Annotated in this window: 16 protein-coding genes; 12 read left to right on the top strand and 4 right to left on the bottom strand. The window is 64.9% G+C overall.

Annotation, left to right across the window (positions count from 1 at the left end):
* Positions 1-3: 3 nt before the first annotated feature.
* The 9 genes from N5C28_RS17700 to catA all read left to right on the top strand — a co-directional run bounded on the left by N5C28_RS17700 (position 4) and on the right by catA (position 8,280).
* Positions 4-522 (top strand): nuclear transport factor 2 family protein, encoded by a 519-nt coding sequence (locus tag N5C28_RS17700; protein WP_279824383.1) that lies wholly within the window; start codon positions 4-6, stop codon positions 520-522.
* A gap of 142 nt (positions 523-664) precedes the next feature.
* Complete coding sequence (locus tag N5C28_RS17695; protein WP_279824382.1) at positions 665-1,939, top strand: aromatic ring-hydroxylating dioxygenase subunit alpha; 1,275 nt, start codon at positions 665-667, stop codon at positions 1,937-1,939.
* Positions 1,940-2,018: 79 nt separating this feature from the next.
* Positions 2,019-2,495, top strand: coding sequence for an aromatic-ring-hydroxylating dioxygenase subunit beta (locus N5C28_RS17690; protein ID WP_279824380.1), 477 nt, complete (start codon positions 2,019-2,021; stop codon positions 2,493-2,495).
* A 9-nt stretch (positions 2,496-2,504) separates the two neighbouring features.
* Positions 2,505-3,245: an SDR family NAD(P)-dependent oxidoreductase gene (locus tag N5C28_RS17685; RefSeq protein WP_279824379.1), complete on the top strand. Its 741-nt coding sequence runs from the start codon at positions 2,505-2,507 to the stop codon at positions 3,243-3,245.
* A 117-nt stretch (positions 3,246-3,362) separates the two neighbouring features.
* On the top strand, positions 3,363-4,322 hold the full coding sequence (locus N5C28_RS17680; RefSeq protein ID WP_279824377.1) for a PDR/VanB family oxidoreductase: 960 nt from the start codon (positions 3,363-3,365) through the stop codon (positions 4,320-4,322).
* Positions 4,323-4,494: 172 nt separating this feature from the next.
* Positions 4,495-4,995: a flavin reductase gene (locus N5C28_RS17675; protein WP_279824376.1), complete on the top strand. Its 501-nt coding sequence runs from the start codon at positions 4,495-4,497 to the stop codon at positions 4,993-4,995.
* Positions 4,996-5,262: 267 nt separating this feature from the next.
* A complete protein-coding gene (locus tag N5C28_RS17670) occupies positions 5,263-6,540 on the top strand; it encodes an OprD family porin (RefSeq protein ID WP_279824375.1) in 1,278 nt (425 codons plus the stop codon).
* A gap of 60 nt (positions 6,541-6,600) precedes the next feature.
* Entirely contained in the window at positions 6,601-7,224 is a 624-nt protein-coding gene (locus N5C28_RS17665; protein WP_279824374.1) for an NIPSNAP family protein, read from the top strand.
* A gap of 117 nt (positions 7,225-7,341) precedes the next feature.
* Complete coding sequence (catA, locus tag N5C28_RS17660; RefSeq protein WP_279824373.1) at positions 7,342-8,280, top strand: catechol 1,2-dioxygenase; 939 nt, start codon at positions 7,342-7,344, stop codon at positions 8,278-8,280.
* Here catA and N5C28_RS17655 read toward each other — a convergent pair.
* Positions 8,274-8,504: a hypothetical protein gene (locus N5C28_RS17655; RefSeq protein WP_279824372.1), complete on the bottom strand. Its 231-nt coding sequence runs from the start codon at positions 8,502-8,504 to the stop codon at positions 8,274-8,276. The two genes, catA and N5C28_RS17655, sit on opposite strands and share 7 nt — an antisense overlap.
* A 121-nt stretch (positions 8,505-8,625) precedes the next feature.
* Here N5C28_RS17655 and N5C28_RS17650 point away from each other — a divergent pair, with 121 nt between their 5' ends.
* Positions 8,626-9,807 carry an MFS transporter gene (locus N5C28_RS17650; protein WP_279824371.1) on the top strand — a complete coding sequence of 394 codons (1,182 nt, stop codon included), beginning with the start codon at positions 8,626-8,628 and terminating at the stop codon, positions 9,805-9,807.
* Between the two features lie 28 nt (positions 9,808-9,835).
* Here the strand turns inward: N5C28_RS17650 and N5C28_RS17645 are convergent, their stop codons facing one another.
* Both N5C28_RS17645 and N5C28_RS17640 read right to left on the bottom strand, forming a co-directional pair.
* A complete protein-coding gene (locus N5C28_RS17645) occupies positions 9,836-9,997 on the bottom strand; it encodes a hypothetical protein (RefSeq protein WP_279824370.1) in 162 nt (53 codons plus the stop codon).
* A 128-nt stretch (positions 9,998-10,125) separates the two neighbouring features.
* The gene (locus tag N5C28_RS17640; protein WP_279824369.1) at positions 10,126-11,004 is read right to left on the bottom strand and encodes an alpha/beta hydrolase; all 879 of its coding nucleotides are present in this window, start codon (positions 11,002-11,004) and stop codon (positions 10,126-10,128) included.
* Positions 11,005-11,363: 359 nt separating this feature from the next.
* On the opposite strand from N5C28_RS17640, the gene N5C28_RS17635 reads away from it, so the two are divergent.
* On the top strand, positions 11,364-12,989 hold the full coding sequence (locus tag N5C28_RS17635) for a methyl-accepting chemotaxis protein (RefSeq protein ID WP_279824368.1): 1,626 nt from the start codon (positions 11,364-11,366) through the stop codon (positions 12,987-12,989).
* 42 nt (positions 12,990-13,031) lie between these two features.
* On the opposite strand, the gene N5C28_RS17630 is transcribed toward N5C28_RS17635, so the two are convergent.
* Positions 13,032-14,474 (bottom strand): SulP family inorganic anion transporter, encoded by a 1,443-nt coding sequence (locus N5C28_RS17630; protein ID WP_279824367.1) that lies wholly within the window; start codon positions 14,472-14,474, stop codon positions 13,032-13,034.
* A 231-nt stretch (positions 14,475-14,705) separates the two neighbouring features.
* Here N5C28_RS17630 and N5C28_RS17625 point away from each other — a divergent pair, with 231 nt between their 5' ends.
* Positions 14,706-19,727 carry an autotransporter domain-containing protein gene (locus N5C28_RS17625; RefSeq protein WP_279824366.1) on the top strand — a complete coding sequence of 1,674 codons (5,022 nt, stop codon included), beginning with the start codon at positions 14,706-14,708 and terminating at the stop codon, positions 19,725-19,727.
* Positions 19,728-19,746: the final 19 nt, after the last annotated feature.

Below are 19,746 nucleotides of genomic sequence, written 5' to 3'. Positions count from 1 at the left end.
GCCATGAGCCGATCCCTCGAAGCCCGCCTGCACCAGCTGGAAAGCGAGAACGCCGTGCGTGCCTGCATGAACCGCTACATGGTGCTGTGCGACGCGCTCGATGCGCGTACCCCGCTGGACGAGCTGGCCGGGCTGTTCACCGCCGACGCCATCTGGGAAGGCAAGGGCGCGAAGTACGCCAAGAGCTTCGGCGGCTACCAGGGGCGCGAGGCGATTCGCGCGATGTTCGCCGGCTACATGACCGAGCCGGCGCACTTCGCCCTCAATGTGCACTTCCTCTGCTCGGAGCTGATCCGCGTGGAGGGCGACGAGGCCAATGGCAGCTGGGTGATGCTGCAGACCTCCACCTTCGCCAGCGGTGCCTCGCACCTCAACGCCGCGCGCCTGACGGTGCGCTTTCGCGAAGAGGAAGGCACCTGGCGTATGGCCCATTTCCAGACCGAGAACCTGTTCGGCCGCCCGGTCGAAGCGTGGAACAGCGATGCCCACCTGCCCGTGCCGGGCCAGAAACAACAGACGTAGGGTGGGCTTTAGCCCACCGCAGAAAGGCCAGACGTGGGCTGAAGCCCACCCTACGAAGATGGCGCCAGCCGACGCTCCGATTGTCGGGCGAGGCGAGCAAGAGAAATTGTGAGTCGGCACGCGATGCCGACGAGGAGTGATCGTGACCAACCTGATCGAAACCGTGAACCTGGCCGCCACCCCGGCCGACCTGGTGCTGCACGACCGCGTGCACACCTCCCTGTATACCGATGCGCGCATCTTCGACGAAGAGCTGGAGAAGGTCTTCTACAGCACCTGGGTGTGGGTGGCACACGCCAGCGAGATTCCCGACAACGGCAGCTACAAGAGCACCTACATCGGCAAGCAGCCGGTGATCGTCGTGCGCGACCGCAAGAAGGACGTGCACGTGCTGCTCAACCGCTGCCGCCATCGCGGCGCCACCGTCTGCGAGCACAAGAAGGGCAAGACCAACAGCTTCGTCTGCCCCTACCATGGCTGGAGCTACGCCCTCGACGGCAGCCTGCGTGGCGTGCCGCACCCGGAAAGCTACGCCGACTGCCTGGACAAGGGCGAGCTGCCGCTGGTCAGCCTGCGCGTCGAGCAATACAACGGCATGATCTTCGCCACCTTCAAGGACGACATCGAGCCGCTGGAGGACTTCCTCGGCGCGGCGAAGAAATGGATCGACCTGTTCATGAAGCAGGGCGCCGGCTATGGCGTGAAGGTCTCCGGTGAGCATCGCTTCCGTTTCCCCGGCAACTGGAAGATCCAGCTGGAGAACACCACCGACGCCTACCACTTCCCGCTGGTGCACAAGTCGTTCCTGTCCTCGGTGGACGAGCAGACCCTGGAGCTGTTCGATTTCGTCGAAGGTCCCGGTTACGTCGAGGATCTCGGCAACGGCCACAGCGTGATGGTGATGATTCCCGACCTGGTGGATCTGGAAGCCGACCTCGACAAGCCGATCCCCGAGCGCTTCGAGGCGCTGGCCCAGGAGCTGCGTGACGAAGGCATCGAGGAACAGCAGGTGCGCCGCATCGTTCGCGCCGTCGGCGGTTCGGGCTTCAACCTCAACCTGTTCCCCAACGTTGCCTGCTCCATGGCCTTCTTCCGCGTGCTGCAGCCGGTCTCGGTGAACGAGACCGAAATCCACCATGCGGTGATCACCATGGACGGCGGCCCGGCCGTGGCCAACCGCTACCGCCTGCGCCTGCACGAACACTTCCAGGGCCCGATGGGCTTCGGTACGCCGGACGACTCCGAGGCCTGGGAGCGCGTACAGAAGGGCGCCCAGGCCGGCAGCGACCTGTGGATCATGCTCAACCGCGGCCTGCCCGGCGAGAAGCCGAGCGAGGACGGCCTGGTCAGCGACGTGAGTGCCGAGACCGGCATGCGCGCGGCCTACCAACAGTGGAAAAAGATGATGTCGGCCTGAGCCGTCTCGCCCCTCTCTCGGCACGCTGAGAGGGGCCTGCTGCTCAGTTCCGTAACGCACTTATTTGAAGAGAACGACCATGAATCTTGAACTGCTCAACCACGTCAGCGCCTTCATCTGGCAGGAAGCGGACATGCTCGACCACGGCGACTTCGACGCCTGGCTGAACCTGTGGGCCGACAAGGGCACCTACATCATCCCGATCGACCCCAACGAGACCGATTTCGAGAACACCCTCAACTACGCCTACGACGACCACCACATGCGTCAGTTGCGTGTACAGCGCCTGATCGGTGGCGAGTCCATCTCCACCAGCCCGCGTGCCCGCACCGTGCGCAGCCTGTCGCGCTTTCGTGTGCTCGGCGAGGCAGACGGCGTGGTCACCGTGCGCTGCGCGCAGAACCTGCGTGAGTTCCGCAAGGACGTGCTCAAGCACTACACCGCTGACCTCACCTTCCAGCTCAAGCGTGACGGTGACTGCTTCAAGATCCAGCGCAAGCTGATCCAGTTGATCAACTCCACCGATACGCTCGCCGGTATCGGCTACATCCTGTAGGACGCCGTCATGACTCAGGTAGCACTCGTCACCGGCGCCGCCCAGGGCCTCGGTCTGTCCATCGCCAACCGTCTGTTCGCAGCCGGTTATGCGGTGGTGATCACCGATCTGTCGCTGAAAAGTGCCCAGGCCGCCGCCGACCGCCTCGATCCGAGCGGTCAGCGCAGCCTGGCGCTGCCGCTCGACGTGGCCAGTAAGGCTGACTTCGAGGCTGCGCTGGCCGCCGTTCTGGCTCGCTGGGGCGCGCTGCACGCGGCGGTCAACAGCGCCGCGATGACCCGCACCACGCCAGTCATGCAGATCAGCCCGGAAGAGTTCGACCGGGTCATGAGCCTCAACACCCGCAGCATTTTCCTCGGCTGCCAGGTGCTCGGCGGGCACATGGCTACGGCTGGCTACGGGCGGATCATCAACATGGCCTCGCTGGCCGGACAGAACGGCGGCACCGCCACGGGCGCGCACTACGCCGCCTCCAAGGGCGCCATCGTCACCTTGACCAAGATCTTCGCCAAGGAGCTGGCGGCTGCCGGGGTGACGGTCAACGCCATTGCCCCCGGCCCCATCGAGTCACCCGCCGTGCATGCGGCGGTGCCGCCGGAGCGCATGGCTGGCTTGCTGACCAACATCCCGGTGAAGCGCCTCGGCGATGCGGATTTCCTCGGTGACCTGGTGGTGCAACTGGCGCGCCCGGAAGCCTACTTCACCACCGGGGCGACCTGGGACGTGAACGGCGGCCTGTTCATGCGCTGAGCCCCGCCCGCTGCGGTCCATGGCCGCAGCGGACAAAAGAAAGAATGCCGCGCGTGCGAGCTGCGGACTGTAACGAACGAGAACAATCAGCACCCCGAAGGGTGCGGGAAGGTCGGTATGACTGAGCAAGTGTTGAACCTGGTGGTACGCAAGCGGCAGGAGCAAGGCGAGGGCGTGGTGATCCTCGACCTCGCCGATCCGACGGGCAGCAATCTGCCGACCTTCGAGGCCGGTGCCCATGTCGATATCCACCTCAAACCCGGCCTGGTACGCCAGTATTCGCTCTGCGGTGACCCGGCCAACGCCAGCGTCTACCGCCTGGGTGTGCTGCGTGACCCGGCTTCGCGTGGTGGCTCGGTGGCGGTTCACGAGCTGCTCACCGAAGGTGCCAGCGTCAGCGTCGGCACGCCGCGCAACCTGTTTCCCCTGGCCGCTGGCGCCAGTCGTTCGATCCTTATTGGCGGTGGCATCGGCATCACCCCGATGATCGCCATGGCGCATCAGTTGACCGCCCAGGACAGCCCCTTCGAGCTGCACTACTGCGGGCGTTCGCGTCACCGTACGGCCTTCCTCGACGAGCTGGCAGGCGCCGACTTCGCCGCCTGCGTGTGCACCCATTTCGATGATGAGGGCGACGCGCAGAAGCTCGACCTGCCAGCCGTGCTTGGCCAGCCAGGCACCGGCGTGCACGTCTACGTGTGCGGCCCGTCTGGCTTCATGGACTGGGTTATCGACGGTGCACGCAAGGCCGGCTACGCGGAGGATCATATCCACCGCGAATATTTCCAGGTGGAGGTAGATGCGTCCGGCGACAGCTTCGAGGTGGTGGCGCAGCGCAGCGGCAAGACCGTTCAGGTTGCCGAAGGCCAGACCATCATCGATGCCCTCGCCACTGTCGGCATCAAGGTGGAAATCTCCTGCGAGCAGGGCGTCTGTGGCACCTGCCTGTGCGACGTGCTGGAAGGCGAGCCGGATCATCGAGACGTCTACCTGACCGATGACGAGAAGGCTGGCAACGACCAGATCCTGGTCTGCTGTTCACGCGCCAAGTCGAAAAAACTGGTGCTGGATATCTAGCAGGTCGTTGAAAAACGTAGGCGAGGCAGGCTGGCTGAGGCGAAAACAGCCGAGAAACGCTCGGAGTCGCGTTCGAGTTTACGTTTTTTAAATGAGCATTTGAGGCTGTTTTTACGACGGCCAGACAACGCAGGTAGTTTTTCACCGCCTGCTGAGAGGCGAGGGCAAGATCATGGTCGACACCACAGGTTTCCGTAATGCCATGGCGCTGTTGGGCGGCGCCGTTTCAGTGATCACCACCGACGGTGCAGCCGGGCGCTGGGGCTTCACCGCCTCGGCCGTATGCAGCGTCACCGACCAGCCGCCGACGCTGCTGGTATGCATGAACCGCGCGTCGTTCTCCAATGGTCACTTCAAGCAGAACGGCGTGCTCAGTGTGAATGTGCTGAGCGCCGAGCTGAAGGACATCTCGGGTGTGTTCGCCAGTCGCGACCTGGACTCCAGCCAGCGTTTCGCCCAGGCCCGCTGGAGCACGTTGGAAAGTGGTGCACCGCTTCTGGACGACGCCCTGGTGAATTTCGACTGCCGCATCGCTCAGGCGCATGAGGTGGGCTCACACACCATTTTCTATTGCGAAGTGCTGGGCATCCGCCATGGCGACAGCCAGGAGGGGTTGGTGTATTTCAACCGCGCTTATCATCGACTGGGCGAACAGTCTCGCTCGACAGGCTGAGGTTTCGCGGGTGGGCCGTGCCACTCGACCGAGGTATTCCGAAGTTATCCGGAATACAGGATGACTGATTGGTTCATCCTGAAAGATGCAGTAACCCCTGATAAGAAAATAACTGTCCGGTAATTATGGACAGTGCCTTGCTACGACCTTTTTTGCAGTAAGTGGTTATAAAAACAACACTGCGGATTAGCTGCCAAAGTTGCATTTTCTGCCGGTTAATCTGCTCCCACTCAATGTGCCTTGCACACGTAATAAAGGATCAAAACCATGTTCCAGAATAACTGGCTGGCCGGCAGCTTGGGTGCTGTTGGCTTAATGAGCATGTGTACTTCGATTTCCGCCCAGGCTGATTTCTTCAATGATCGAGACATCAGTCTCGGTTTGCGCAATTTTTATATCGACCGCGACTTCAAACAGCACGATGCGCCCAAGTCTCGCGTTGGCAGTTGGACTCAGGGTTTCGATTTTCGTGCAATTTCCGGATATACCGAAGGCACTCTGCAATTCGGTCTCGACGTTTCTGGGCAATATGCCTATCGCCTGGACGGCGGTGGCGGGCGCGGCCCGGATTCCATCATTCCCTACGACGACAGCAAGGGCGAACAAGTTCGCGACTACGGGCGCGCCGCATTGACCGCCAAGGTGCGCTACTCCAGGACAGAGCTGAAGATCGGTGAGCATCGCCCGACGCTACCGGTGGCCTTCTACGACGATTCGCGCCAACTGATCACCACCTATCACGGCTTCATGCTGGAGTCACGCGAGGTGGACAAGCTGACCCTTACAGCCGGCCGCTTCACCGAGATCAGCAGCCGCGAATCGTCCAACCGCGAGAAGATGTACCTGTTCAACGGTCCGGACATTCAGCACCGTAGTGACGGCCTGAACTTCGCGGGTGCCACCTATGCCTTTACCCCGGCACTGTCGGCGACCTACTTCTACGGTCAGTTGGAAGATATCTACCAGCAGCAGTACCTGGGCGCTACCTACAACGCCGACCTGGGCAACGGCTTCGGGCTGAAGACAGACCTGCGTTACTTCGACAACCGCGAGGACGGCAAGGCGTTCTACGAGGACATCGACAATCGCTCCTACGGCGCGATGACCACTCTGCGCAAAGGGGCCCATGCCATCGGCGTCGGCTATCAGCGCATGCTCGGTGACAGCACCTTCCCCACCCTCAACGGCTATGCACCGCAGCCTTACCTGGTGAACTGGTCAACCGTGGCCTTCGTCAAGCCCAACGAAAGTTCCTGGCAACTGCGCTACGACCTGAATTTCGCCGGCTATGGCGTTCCGGGGCTGAAGCTGATGACCCGCTATATGCGTGGTACTGGGATCGACCGGGGCAGCAACGCCCTGGATCAGAACCTGGAGAGCGAGCGCAACATTGTCCTCAGCTACGCCGTGCAGAGCGGCCCGCTCAAGGGCGTGGGGATCGAGTGGCGCAACATCGATGTAAAGACCCGCTATGGCAATGGCGCAGCTTCCGGTGCCGACTACCAGGAGAATCGCCTGATCACCTCCTACACGTTCAAGTTCTGACCCGCGGCGGGGCGGGTCCGCGACCTAGCCTCGCCTGCATCTACTTGCTGCGAGAACACGATGCGACTCTACGAATTGATGACCTTTACCTTGCGTGTGCGCACCCCGGCTACGGCCCTGGCGCAGCTGCGCGAAACCCTCGCCGAAGTGCGCGATGGCTGCGTCCTGATGGGCTGCTGGTCGTCCGAAATCGGCCCGCTGAACCAGATCGCCGTGTTGCGTGGTTTCCGCGACGAGGCGGCCCGTCAATGCGAGCGCGAACGTTTCCTGATGGCAAACGATGCCTTTGGCATCGAGGCCTTCCTGCTCGACATGAAGGTGGAGAACTACACCCTCTTCCCCTTCCTCGAGCCCCTGGATCCCGGCCACTACGGGCCGTTCTACGAGCTGCGCGAATACAACCTGATTCCGTCCGGCCTTGCACCGACGATGGCCGGCTGGGAAAAGGCCGTCGGCCCGCGCACCGATTCAGGCTATTCGGCTGTCTACGCGGCCTTCTTTGCCACTGACGGGCGCACCCCGCGTTACCTGCACATCTGGCCCTACGCCAGCCAGGAGCAGCGCCTGGACGTACGCACCCGTGCGGTGGCCGACGGTGTCTGGCCGCCTGAGAACTCCGGACCGCAACTGCGCGAGATGCACTCCACGCTCTACCTGCCAGCGGCGTTTTCGCCATTGCAGTAGGGCGCATGACATCACAGGGACGGCGAGGCGAGCCGCCTCTGTCTCCCCCTGCCGATCCACCGGAACGATCTCTGATCACACATTCCAGCCCGACAACGACAAGATGAGGAAACAGCCATGAGCATCAAACTGTCGAACACCGAAAGCGTTCAGACCTTCTTCAAGGAGGTCAGTGGCCTCACCAATGACCAGGGCAGCCCGCGGATGAAGGCGCTGGTCAACCGTATCCTGATGGACAGCATCCGCCTCATCGAGGACCTGGAGGTGACCACCGAGGAGTTCTGGATGGCCGTGGACTATTTCAACCGCATGGGTGCCCGCAGTGAAGCTGGCCTGCTGGTGGCCGGACTGGGCCTGGAACACTACCTGGATCTGTTGCTCGATGCGCAGGACGAGGTGGCCGGGCTGATCGGCGGCACGCCGCGCACCATCGAAGGGCCGCTGTACGTCGCCGGCGCGCCGATGTCCGAAGGTGAGGCGCGGATGGATGACGGTGCTGACCCCGGTACGCCGATGTACCTCCACGGCCGTGTAGTCGACGCCTACGGCCAGCCGGTCGCTGGCGCCGTTGTCGACTTGTGGCACGCCAATACCAAGGGCACCTACTCCTACTTCGATTCGAGCCAAAGCGAATTCAACCTGCGTCGCCGCATCGTCACCGATGCCGAGGGCCGCTACCGTGCCCGCAGTATCATCCCGTCAGGCTATGGCTGCCCGCCGGAAGGCACCACCCAGGAAGTGCTCAACCTGCTTGGTCGTCACGGCAACCGTCCGGCGCATATCCATTTCTTCATTTCCGCGTCGGGTTATCGCCACCTGACCACGCAGATCAATCTGGCTGGCGACGAGTACCTATGGGATGACTTTGCGTATGCCACCCGTGAGGGCTTGATAGGCGATGTCAACTTCGTCGAGAACGAGGCTGCTGCGCGTGACCATGGTTTCCAAGGCGCTCGTTTCGCCGAAGTGAAATTCGACTTCCAGTTGCAGAGCGCCACCTTGCCTGATGCCGAGCAGCGTAATGTGCGCCCTCGTGCGTTGCAGTCCACTCAATAGTTATCCAGTTTCAGGTCGGCTCCGCGCTGCCAATGCAGGTTCTGGACCTGTGTTGGCAGCAAGAGCACATTCATGTCGCTATCGCCCAAGGCTGTCGCATGCAGTGGTCTGGCGTTGGAGGCTGTAGCGATGGTTCGGTGTGGAAAATGACCGGCACCTGGCCGCAGCGTTCTGCTTTTTTCAATTGAAGCAGAGGCATGGTAACGAAGGCGACGCATGACCATTGCGAGCTCTAGCGTGCCGTGTTGGCTCGTCCGCCAGGCATATTCACTATGCCCAGCAATCATTTGACCCAGCGTTCAACAATCCCTAGGGTGGCCAGCCGAATTCAAGCCAGAGGCAGCCATGTCCAACCGTTCCCCATTGCCACCTCTTGTCTATCTGCTGGGCGTGACCATTTTTTCGCTGGTGACCGCCGAGTTCATGGTCGCGGGGATGATGCCGGCGTTGGCCGATGCGTTCTCGGTGAGCCTGGCCCAGGTCGGTAACCTGATCGCCTTCTATGCCCTGGGCATGGCCCTGGGTGGGCCGCCCGTGACCATGCTGCTGTTGGCCAAGGGCATCAGCAGCAAGCATGCCCTGGTCGGTCTGCTGGCGGTGTATGTGGCGGCCGGTGCGCTGGCCGCGGCGGCCCAGAGTTACGAGGTGATGCTGGTGGCGCGGGTGATCATGGGCGTATCTAGCGCGGCCTGCATCGGTTTGTGCATGACGCTCTGCGCCGGGCTGGTCGGGCCTGCCGAGCGTGGTCGGGCGGCGTCGGTGGTGCTGGCCGGGTTGATGCTGTCGCCGGTCATTGGCGTGCCGATGACCACCCTGGTGGAACAGCATTTCGGCTGGCGAGCCAGCTCGTGGGCGGTGGTGGCACTGGCGCTGCTGTGTACAGTGCTGGCCGTGTTGCGCCTGCCGAAGGACGAGGCCGGTAGCCAGCCTGCACTGGGCCGGCAACTTGCGGACGTGCGCAACCGCAGCCTGTGGGGGGCGTACCTCACCAGCGGCCTGATCATTGGCTCCACCTTCGCAGCCTTCAGTTATTGCGTGCCGATCTTCATTCAGGAGGTTGGCATTTCGCCGACGCATATCGCGCTGCTGCTCGCCAGCTACGGCGTGGCCAATGTGCTGGGCAATATGTTCATCGGCCGCATCGCCGACCGTTATACCTTCCCCGCGCTTGCCTGCGGGCTGGCGGTGATGGTGCTGGCGTTGAGCGGTTTTGCCCTTGCAGGGGATCTGCACTGGCTGAGCCTGGTGTGCTTCATCCTGCTCGGGCTGACCGGTGTGGCGCTGAACCCGGCGATGGTGGCCCGGGTGATGAGGGCGGCCGAGCCCGGTGCCCTGGTCAACACCCTGCACACCTCGGTGATCACCGCCGGGCTGGCATTCGGCAGTTGGGCCGGTGGTGCGGTGATCGACGCCGGCTACGGCTTGCGCGCACCGTTCTGGGTGGGGGCGGCCATGGCGCTCCTGGGGCTGCTGAGCGTTGTCCGCCCGCTGCTGGCCACCCCGCCGGCGATGAAGCCCTGCACCTGATGCGGCTCCCGGCTTGCCTGGCACCGGGTCATACCCGGAGCAGGCAGGTCGTGGCGGGCGGCTGAGAGACACACAGCACGTAAGGGGCCGGCGTCGGCTCCGGTTTGGGGGCGAGTGGGTTGAGGAAGCCGGCGGTGTAGGCGAGGGCGAGCAGGGCGATCAGGGTGTTGATAAGGGGGAGTTTGTTCATGGTCGTTGTTTCCTTGTAGACCATGTATTTAGTGTTCTCACCCTTCGAAAACGGCCCGAAATCGCACTTTTCCTGAAATTTTTTTCAGCCGTTGCCGCCCCGTTCGGTCACCCCCTCCAGATGGCGCCTTATGCAACCGTGTGCACCCGGCCAAGAAAGCCGCGGGTCAGCGCCACCATTTCTTCGAGATGGGTTTCCAGCAGCCAGTGGCCGCCGTCGTTGAACAGGTGCAGTTCGGCGTTGGGCAGGTCGCGCAGGTAGGCCCGGGCCGAGGCTTCGGGCATGTAGCCGTCGCGCGGGCCCCAGACGATCAGGGTCGGCGGCTGGTGCTCGCGCAGGTAGGCCTGGTAACGCGGGAACCAGGCGAGGTTGTCCTTGAGGCCGGCGATCACGTCTACCGCTATCTGCCGACGCCGGGGCGTCATCAGCGCCCAGTGCAGGTGCCAGAGGTCCGGCGGGATGCGCAGCGCCATGTCCGGGCCCACCTCGTTCAGGAACTCCTCCTCGAAGCCATCCAGGCTCACCGCTTGCGCCAGCTCGTCCCGTGCCGCCTGGGTCGGGTTGGCGAAGAATTGCTGCAGTCCGGCGTATTTCGGCCCCAGGGTGTCTTCGTAGATGTCGCCGTTCTGCACGACGAGTGCAGCGATGCGGTCGGGCTGGGCGATGGCCAGGCGCAAGCCGATCTGCGAGCCGAAATCGTGCAGGTACAGGGCGAAGCGGGCGATGCCCAGACGCTGGGTAAAACGGTCGAGAAAATCCGCGTAGCCGTCGAAGTCATAGGCGAAGGTGTCCGGCGTGGCCGAGTAGCCGCAGCCGGGAAAGTCCGGCGCCACCAGGTGCCAGCGATCGCCGAGGCGCGCCATGTAGTTGCGGAACTCGTAGGACGAGCAGGGGTAGCCGTGGGGCAGCAGCACAACGGGGGCGTCCGTCGGGCCGGCGCTGCGGTAGAAGATGTCGACCCCGTCGAGGTCCAGATGAAGGTGGCGAACCGGAAAGGTGGAAGGCATGGCGGCGTCCTTGTGCAATGAGCTGTCCTGGCTCTGACCGCCATGCACCGGCCAGCGCTTCATTTACCCGCCGGGTGGTCGCCCCGGCAGCGTGCCGCCATGGCTCGCGAGGCTCTACCGCGCCGGTAGCCCGGATGCTGCCGGCTGTCGGAAGGCGCCCCGTTTGTGTGCAAGCCCCCCCTATCCGGCTGAGTCATCGTACGACTATGATGGCTCCGCGCAATCAGAGGCTGCCCGGGTCGCCGACCCTCCCGCTGCTTGTCGCGTGAACCGAAGGGCCTTGATGCACCAGGCTGTGTCGTATGGGGTGTGGGGTCTGCTGTGCGGTTGTCGTACAACAATATCTCTCAGAGGTCTCCATGCTTCTTCGTCAATGGAATATCGCTCCACGGGCTGCATTCGGTTTTGCCTTGATCGCCATGATGGTGGCGCTGCTCGGTGTCTTTTCCCTGGGCAAGATGTCCAGCATCCGCGAGCGCGCCGAGGTGATCGAACAGGATTGGGTGCCGAGCATCCGCGCGGTCGACACCATCCGCGAGAACATGCTGCGCATCCGCACCATTTCCCTGCGGCTGGCCCTGGACCCGGAGCCGGCCAACATCGACACCTACCGCAGCCAGTACGAGGCCCGCAATCAGGTGTTGATGACCAATATCAGCGACTACGAGCGGCTGGTCGACACCCCGGAAGAAGAGCGCCTCTACGAGCAGTTCCGCCGCGATTTCGCCATTTACCAGCGCGGCATGGCCGACTCCTTCACCCTGGCGCGCACCGGCGACACGGCGGCGCTGAACAAGCTGCTGCTGGTGGACATGAAGCCGGTGGTGGACGGCACCGGCGCGCAGCTCAACGAACTGGGCGAGATCTACGCCAAGGGCATCGAGCAGGAGGGACGTGAGGCGGCAGCGCAGTACGCCAACTCGCGCTATGTGGTAATCCTGGTGATTCTGATCGCCGCGCTGGCCACCGTCGGCCTGGCCTGGATGCTCACCCGCAGCATCGTCGGCCCGCTGCGCGGCGCGGTGCAGGCGGCCCAGCACGTGGCGGCCGGTGACCTGACCAAGCCGATCCAGGTCGACGGCCAGGACGAGGTCAGCCAGTTGCAGGCGTCCCTGCAGCAGATGCAGAACAACCTGCGCGAAACCATGGCGCAGATTTCCGGTTCGTCCACCCAACTGGCGGCGGCTGCCGAAGAGCTGAACGCGGTGACCGAGGAAGCCGGCCGTGGCCTGCAGCGGCAGAACGACGAGATCGAGCAGGCCGCCACGGCGGTCAACGAGATGAGCGCGGCGGTGGATGAGGTGGCGCGCAACGCGGTGTCCACGTCCGAGGCGTCCAAGGCCTCCAACCAGTCGGCGCAGCTGGGCCATGAGCGCGTGGCCGACACCATCGAGGCCATCACCACGCTGTCCGCCGAGGTGGACACCACGGCCGGGCTGGTGCGTGATTTGGCCAACCAGTCCCAGGACATCGGCAAGGTGCTGGACGTGATCCGCGCCATCGCCGAGCAGACCAACCTGCTGGCGCTCAACGCGGCCATCGAGGCGGCGCGGGCAGGCGAGTCCGGCCGTGGTTTCGCGGTGGTGGCCGACGAGGTGCGGGCCCTGGCGCACCGCACCCAGCAGTCGACCCAGGAAATCGAGCAGATGGTGTCCGGCATGCGCAATGGCGCCAGCCAGGCGTTGACCTCGATGCAGACCAGCAGCGGCAAGGCCCGCTCGACCCGCGAGCTGGCAGAGAGCGCCGGGCTGGCGCTGAGCGAGATCACCGGTTCCATCGGCGAGATGTACGAGCGCAACCTGGTAATCGCCAGCGCGGCGGAAGAGCAGGCCCAGGTGGCCCGCGAGGTGGACCGCAACCTGGTGAACATCCGCGACCTGTCGGTGCAGACCGCCACCGGCGCCCACCAGACCAGCGCCTCCAGCTACGAGCTGTCGCGCCTGGCGGCGGACCTCAACCGCCTGGTGGGGCGTTTCAGCCTGTAAGCCTCAGCGGCCGGCACCTGCCGTTGCGGGTGCCGGCGTCACTCAGTCGTGGGCGCCGGCGCGCTTGAGCAACTGCTTGCAACGCTCGGAGAGGTGCACCACGCGCAGGTGCTTGCCGGCTTTCTCATAGCGTTCGCGCAGGGTCTTCAGCGCGGCGATGGCCGAGTAATCGACAAAGCTCAGGTGGCGGCAGTCCAGCGTCACCTCGTGCGGGTCGTTGGCCACGTCGAACAGGTTGAGAAACGGCGTGGTCGAGGCGAAGAACAGCGTGCCGTGGGCCCGGTACAGGGTGCTGCCATCGGTTTGCGGGTCGCTGTCCACGTACAGTTCCCGGGCGTGCTGCCAGGCGAAGTTGAGCGCGGCGATGACGATGCCGCACAGCACGGCAGTGGCCAGGTCGGTGAACACGGTGATCACTGTCACCGCGACGATCACCAGCACATCGTTGGCCGGCACCTTGCCCAGCACCCGCAGCGAGGCCCAGGCGAAGGTCTGCTGCGATACCACGAACATCACCCCCACCAGCGCCGCCAGCGGGATCAGCTCGATCAGCGGGGCGAGAAACAGCACGAACAGCAGGATCATCACCCCACTGACCACCCCGGACAGCCGGCCACGACCGCCGGAGCTGAGGTTGATCACGGTCTGGCCGATCATCGCGCAACCGCCCATGCCGCCAAACGCCCCGGACACCATGTTGGCCGCGCCGAGGGCCACGCACTCGCGGTTGGTGTGGCCGCGGGTCTGGGTGATTTCGTCGGTGAGGTTCAGGGTCAGCAGGGTTTCCAGCAGGCCGACCAGGGCCATCAGTACCGCATAGGGCGCGATGATCCGCAGGGTTTCCAGGTTCCAGGGAATGTCCGGCAGGGCGAAGGTCGGCAGGCCGCCGGCGATGTGCGCCATGTCGCCCAGGGTGTGGGTGGGCAGGCCGAACAGGTAGACCAGCAGGCCGACGCCGAGGATCGCCACCAGGGCCGGCGGCACCGCGCGAGTCAGGCGCGGCAGCAGGTAGACGATGGCCATGGTCAGCGCCACCAGGCCGAGCATCCACAGCAACGGCGCGCCGCCGAGCCAGGCGTCGTCGTGCTTGAAATGCTCCAGCTGGGCCAGGGCGATGATGATCGCCAGGCCGTTGACGAAGCCGATCATCACCGGGTGCGGCACCATGCGTACCAGCTTGCCCAGGCGCAGCAAGCCGAACGCCAGCATGATCAGGCCGCCCAGCAGCACCGTGGCCAGCAGGTACTGCACGCCGTGCTGCACCACCAGCGCCACGATCACCACCGCCATCGAGCCGGCCGCGCCGGAGATCATCCCCGGGCGGCCGCCGAACAGGGCGGTGATCGTGCAGATGATGAACGCCCCGTACAGCCCCATCAGCGGGTTGAGGTGGGCCACCAGGGCAAAGGCGATGCACTCGGGCACCAGGGCGAAGGAGGAAGTGAGTCCGGCCAGGACGTCGGTGCGCAGACGGGCGAGTTTCATGGGCTACCTGAAGCGAGAACGGTGATCGCGGCATGGGGGCAAGGCGCGCCCGGCATGCCTGAAAGGGCTGCGGATAGTACGGAATCGCGCGGCGTGTCACCAGTTCAATCTGATCGGCGTGCGTCCCGCTTCGGCCGGTTAATTCAGAACGCTCCTATATCCATTCCTCGCAGGGGAAACCCTAATGCCGCCTCCGTCCTGAGTAAGCTTCGGCCAGCGAGTGAGTGTGAGATGAGCAAGCCCGGTACCCGGTTTCAGATACGCAGCAACCCCTTGAAGTCGGGCATCGGCGTGAAGTCGCTGCTGTCGGCGGTGCTGCTCACCCCGTCGGCCCTGGCCCAGGCGCAGGGTGTTGTCCCGCCGGCCACGGGCAGCCAGCCGGGGCCCTATGTCACGCCCCACACCCTGGAAACCCCCGCGCTGTGGAGCGCGGATGCCGAGTACCGGGCGAACTGGGGGCTGGACCTCACCGGGTTCCATGCGGCCTATGCGGCAGGCGCCTACGGGCAGCACATCAAGGTGGGGGTGCTGGATGACGGCACCTGGTCGGGCCATCGCGAGTTCAGCACCCGCAACAACCTGCTGCCTTTCGGCGGGCCCTTCGGTGCAACGGACGTCCCAGCCATCAGCAGTTCCGGCGTGCTGCTCAATCACGGCCTGCATGTCGCGGGCATCATCGGCGCCAACCGCGACGGTGAAGGCATGCACGGCGGGGCCTTTCTGTCGACGGTCTACGCCGGTGTCGGGGCTGGGAGCAATACGCCGCTGACGCGGCCAGGGGCTGCCCAGGCGGTCATCGACAGCGGCGTCGATTTTCTGAACAACAGTTGGGGCAGTCGCTATCAGCGCGACATTCTTTACCCCACCCCGTTTTCGCCGCAGAGGAGTATTTCCCGTTACGCGATTCCCATGGCCATCGAGGCCGACGGCGCCACTCGGGCGTCGTACCATGGCCCCGACATCCACGCGTCCGGGCGTGCCACCGCGCACCTCTTGCGTGGCAATCGCGTGATGCTGCAAGCGATGCGTGACATCGCGCGGTCCGGCGTCGTGAACGTCTTCGCCACAGGCAACGACACCCATGGTTCCGTGATGTTCAGGGGCGTCTCGCCGGCGCCGCTGACCGTGACGTTGCCGAATGTGCTGGCGTCCGGCCCCAGGTTGTTGGCAGACCACGCCTCCACGGCCGGCTCGACCTACCAGGCGCTCAACGGTCGATTCGAGCGGGCGAACTGGTTCTCGCCGAACCGCGATGCCCGGCTGGCCACCTACCGTGGCCTGATGACCGAGGTGGAGGCACTGGACGCCGAGGTCCGCAACGACCCGCGCCTCGTGCGCCTGGCCGATCACCTGCAGCTGCTGCTCGAGCCGGTCGATGGCGAGGCCACGGGCTACGAACGACTCGAACGCCTGCGCGCAGACAGTACCTGGGCCAGCACCGAGCCCACGGTGCTGCAACCCCTCAAGGCGTTGCGCAGCGACTTCCTCAAGATCACCTCACTGACCGATGGGGACGTCGACAGGTACCTGGCCAACGCGCGTATTCAGCTGGGCAACCTGGATCAGGTTTCGAGGCTGCACCCGGCGGTGGTCACGTTCCAGACGGAGGTGGCCGCGCTCGAGGCCGATCGCGACCTGTACCAGCGTGGCCAGTTCGACCCCACGGAGGCGGATCGTGCTTTTCTTGAAAGCGTGCGCACCCAGGACGATTTCCGGCAGCTCGAAAAGCACTGGCTGACCGTCGCCAACCTCAGCGGCGATGAGCGCCTGACGGCCAATTCCAAGCTGTGCGGGCCATCGAAGTACTACTGCCTGGCCGCCCCGGGCGGGTCTTATTCCCAGTCGCCGGATGCCGAGGAGGTGGCGGTACCGGCCGTCCCCGCGGGCGCTCCGGTCTTCGATCAGCACGGCGTCGCTCGGCAGGGCAGGGTGCCCGCGCCCGCCTACCAGATCTTCAGCCTGGGCATCACCAGCGATGTTCCGGCAGGCAGCAGCAATGCCGAGAAACAGCAGGCGGCGACCTCGGCCTACCAGATGATGAGCGGCACTTCGATGGCCGCGCCCCATGCGACGGCAGGGCTGGCGGTGCTGAAATCCCGCTTTCCCTACCTGGAGAACGCCCAGGTCCGGGACACCTTGCTGTCGACTGCCAGGGACATCGGCGCCCCGGGCATCGACCGGGTCTACGGCTGGGGCCTGATGGACCTGGAAAAGGCCATGGGCGGGCCGGCGAAGCTCTGGCAGTTGAAGAAGGACTACGACCTGACATTCGCCGAGCAGCGCGCCGCGGAAAAATACAACCCGATCGTCGCCACTGCCGAGTACTACGAGCGTGCAGCACCGCTCGCCATCGCCGAGGCAATCGCCAGGAATCAGCCCCTTGGCGAGAACCATGCCCGTCTGGCGATGGAAATCAACCAGCTTGCGCAGGAGGGCAATATGGCCGACGCCCAGGCGCGCGCCGCACTGGAAGCGGGCGACAGGACCACGGCCATCAGGCAATCCGAGCTGGCGAACGACAAGTTCGCCGAAGCGCGAAAGAAGAACGAAGAAGCCGAGCGCATCCTCACTGAAATCCGCCAGAACGAAGCGCTGGCCAACGAGGCGATAGGCCGTGCGCGCACCAGCGAACTGACCCGTGATCAGGCCAACGAACCGGAGGACACGCTGGCCGCCGCCTTCGAATACTTCGACTTTCGGGTCGATGTCCCCGGCGAGCGGACGGCGGCGTGCGACTCGCAAGCCTGCATCGCGGACTACTGGAGCAACGACATCGACGGCCCTGGCGGGCTGACCAAGCTGGGCAGCGGGGCGCTGGCCCTGGTCGGCGACAACACCTACGAAGGCGGTACGCGTATCGACGGCGGTGTCCTGCAACTGGGCATGGGCGGCACCACCGGCAGCGTGACCGGCAACATTGCCAACAACGCCGTGCTGGCCTTTCACCGGGCGGATGAGTGGGCGTACCCGGGCGTCATCAGCGGCAGCGGTTCGCTCGAAACCTATGGCGGCACCCTGCGTTTGCTGGGCAGCAATACCTACAGCGGCGACACCCAGGTCAACGGCGGGGTTCTCTCGGTGGATGGCAGCGTCGCCTCGCGGGTGAAGGTCAACGCCGGTGGCCGGCTGGGCGGCACCGGCCGTGTTGGCGCGCTGCTGGTACGTGACGGCGGGACGCTGGCGCTGGGCGATGCGGTGGGCACCCTCACGGTGGCCGACGATGCCCGGTTCGAACCCGGCAGCCACTACGACGTGAAAATAGCCACCGACCAGAGCCGGTCCGACCGCTTGCAGGTGCTCGGTGCCGTCACGCTGCTCGGTGGCAACGTGTCGGTACGCATGGAAGGCGAGGCGAACCCGCTGAGCCAGCTCTCGACGGAGGCGCTGTTCTCGCGCAAGTACGACATCATCACGGCGGGCCGGGGTGTGACCAACCGCTTCGACGGGGTGACGCCCCAGTACAATTACATCACCGCTCAGCTCGACTACGCCGACCCTAGCAAAGTGGTGCTGCACTTCGACCTCACCCAGGAGGCCAAGTCCGAAGAGGCGAGGCGCAAGCAGGCCGAGTTGGAGGAGCGTGAGCGCGAGTTGGCGGCGCGACAGAACGAGGAACCCCAGCCCCAGGAGACGCCTGTGGCCCTGGGGCCAGCCGCATCACCCGCCGAGGCCACGGACGATGTAAAGCCGGAAGAGGTTGCGGCTGTCGTCACTCCCGATCCGCAGGTCGAGCCGCAGGAGCCAGAGGTGGTACTGCCTGTTGCCGCGCTTGAGCCCGAAGTTGAGCCGGTTGCAGTCGTCGAGCCTGTCACACCACCTTCCGATGAAGTGGTGCAGCTGGAGCCAGACGTCGTGTTGCCTGTAGCCGCGCCCGATCCTGAGACCAAGCCGCAAGAGCCGGTTGTGGCCATCGAGCCCGTCGCACCGCCTGTCGAAGTAGTGGCACAGCTGGAGCCAGAGGGGGTACCGCCTGTTGCCATGCCTGATCCCGGGCCGCTGCAGCCGTCCGAGGACGCAGCGCCCCCAAGTGAGGCACTGGCCAGCCTGGAGGCTGATGTGCAGCGCAGGCGGTTGGAGCTGCTGGACCTGCGCTTTCGCGAGCTCGATCTGTTGGGGGCGACCACGCCGAATCGCAGAAGCGTCGGCGAGGGCGTGAAGTCCCTCGGGCTGGCGAGCGGTCATCCCCTGGTCGCCGGGCTGCTGGGCTCCGAAGTGGGCGCCGTTCCCGATTTCGACAGCCTGAGCGGTGAGGTGCATGCGACTCTGGTCGGCGCGCTGCCGGACGACAGCCGTTTCGTGTCCCGGGTGGCGCTCGATCGCTTGCGGGCGCGGTTCGCCGAAACGCCAACCGTGGAATACGCGCTGGTCGAGGGGCCGCTGCTGGCCAGCCTGACGGCGGGCGGCGGTGCGTTTGCCTTTGCTCCCGTGCCGAGGGATTCGCTCTTCTGGGCCCAGGCCTATGGCGGGCGGGCCCATGCCGACAGCGACGGCAATGCTGCCGGTTATCGCAGCAGTAGCGGCGGCCTGGTCCTGGGCGTGGACGGTGTCGCGGGCAACGATTGGCGGCTGGGCTTGCTGATGAGCCTTGGCAGCAGCTCGTTGCAGGCAAACACCGGGCGCGCCTCGATCGACACCTACCGCCTGGGTGCCTACGGCGGCACGCACATCCAGGGGCTGGAACTGCGGCTCGGTGGCAACCTCGCCTGGCATGAGATCGACACCCGGCGCCAGGCGCACTGGTTCGGGGTGACGGAACACAACAAGGCGTCCTATGACGCCGTGAGCACCGAGCTGTACGGCGAACTGGCCTACCCGATGATCACGCCGGTCGCCACCGTCGAGCCCTTCATCGGTGTGTCCCATGTGCATGTGAGAACCGAGGGCTTCGAGGAGGACGGCGCCGTCACCGGCCTTGCCGGCAGCGCCGACGCGATCGACACGAGCCGGGTGACGACAGGCCTGCATGCCGCCCGGGCATTCAATCCCAACGAGCAGACGCATCTCACCGTGCGGGGCATGCTGGGCTGGTCACAGGCCTTCGGCGACACCGCCCCGCAGGCGTCCCTCGGTTTTGCCGGGGGCGACCGATTCGCCATTCAGGGCCTGCCGATGGCACGCCAGCGCACCACCGTCGAGCTCGGCCTGGACGCCGCATTCGGTCGCACGACCCAGCTGGGCATCACCTACACCCGGCAGTTTGCCGGGGCGCTGACCGACAACGCGGTCAAGGCCCAGTTGCAGATACGTTTCTGACGAGGCGCGCCACGCGCGC

This window comes from Pseudomonas sp. GD03944 (assembly GCF_029839275.1).
In the GTDB taxonomy this organism is placed as follows: domain Bacteria; phylum Pseudomonadota; class Gammaproteobacteria; order Pseudomonadales; family Pseudomonadaceae; genus Aquipseudomonas.
This window is presented reverse-complemented; position numbering and strand designations above follow the sequence as displayed.

What these genes read in the sequence shown, in the direction of transcription:
- N5C28_RS17700 (WP_279824383.1), top strand. Translation starts at nt 4, where the DNA reads ATGAGCCGATCCCTCGAAGCCCGCCTGCACCAGCTGGAAAGCGAGAAC.
- N5C28_RS17690 (WP_279824380.1), top strand. Translation starts at nt 2,019, where the DNA reads ATGAATCTTGAACTGCTCAACCACGTCAGCGCCTTCATCTGGCAGGAA.
- N5C28_RS17685 (WP_279824379.1), top strand. Translation starts at nt 2,505, where the DNA reads ATGACTCAGGTAGCACTCGTCACCGGCGCCGCCCAGGGCCTCGGTCTG.
- N5C28_RS17680 (WP_279824377.1), top strand. Translation starts at nt 3,363, where the DNA reads ATGACTGAGCAAGTGTTGAACCTGGTGGTACGCAAGCGGCAGGAGCAA.
- N5C28_RS17675 (WP_279824376.1), top strand. Translation starts at nt 4,495, where the DNA reads ATGGTCGACACCACAGGTTTCCGTAATGCCATGGCGCTGTTGGGCGGC.
- N5C28_RS17670 (WP_279824375.1), top strand. Translation starts at nt 5,263, where the DNA reads ATGTTCCAGAATAACTGGCTGGCCGGCAGCTTGGGTGCTGTTGGCTTA.
- N5C28_RS17665 (WP_279824374.1), top strand. Translation starts at nt 6,601, where the DNA reads ATGCGACTCTACGAATTGATGACCTTTACCTTGCGTGTGCGCACCCCG.
- catA (WP_279824373.1), top strand. Translation starts at nt 7,342, where the DNA reads ATGAGCATCAAACTGTCGAACACCGAAAGCGTTCAGACCTTCTTCAAG.
- N5C28_RS17655 (WP_279824372.1), bottom strand. Translation starts at nt 8,504, where the DNA reads ATGGTCATGCGTCGCCTTCGTTACCATGCCTCTGCTTCAATTGAAAAA.
- N5C28_RS17650 (WP_279824371.1), top strand. Translation starts at nt 8,626, where the DNA reads ATGTCCAACCGTTCCCCATTGCCACCTCTTGTCTATCTGCTGGGCGTG.
- N5C28_RS17645 (WP_279824370.1), bottom strand. Translation starts at nt 9,997, where the DNA reads ATGAACAAACTCCCCCTTATCAACACCCTGATCGCCCTGCTCGCCCTC.
- N5C28_RS17640 (WP_279824369.1), bottom strand. Translation starts at nt 11,004, where the DNA reads ATGCCTTCCACCTTTCCGGTTCGCCACCTTCATCTGGACCTCGACGGG.
- N5C28_RS17635 (WP_279824368.1), top strand. Translation starts at nt 11,364, where the DNA reads ATGCTTCTTCGTCAATGGAATATCGCTCCACGGGCTGCATTCGGTTTT.
- N5C28_RS17630 (WP_279824367.1), bottom strand. Translation starts at nt 14,474, where the DNA reads ATGAAACTCGCCCGTCTGCGCACCGACGTCCTGGCCGGACTCACTTCC.
- N5C28_RS17625 (WP_279824366.1), top strand. Translation starts at nt 14,706, where the DNA reads ATGAGCAAGCCCGGTACCCGGTTTCAGATACGCAGCAACCCCTTGAAG.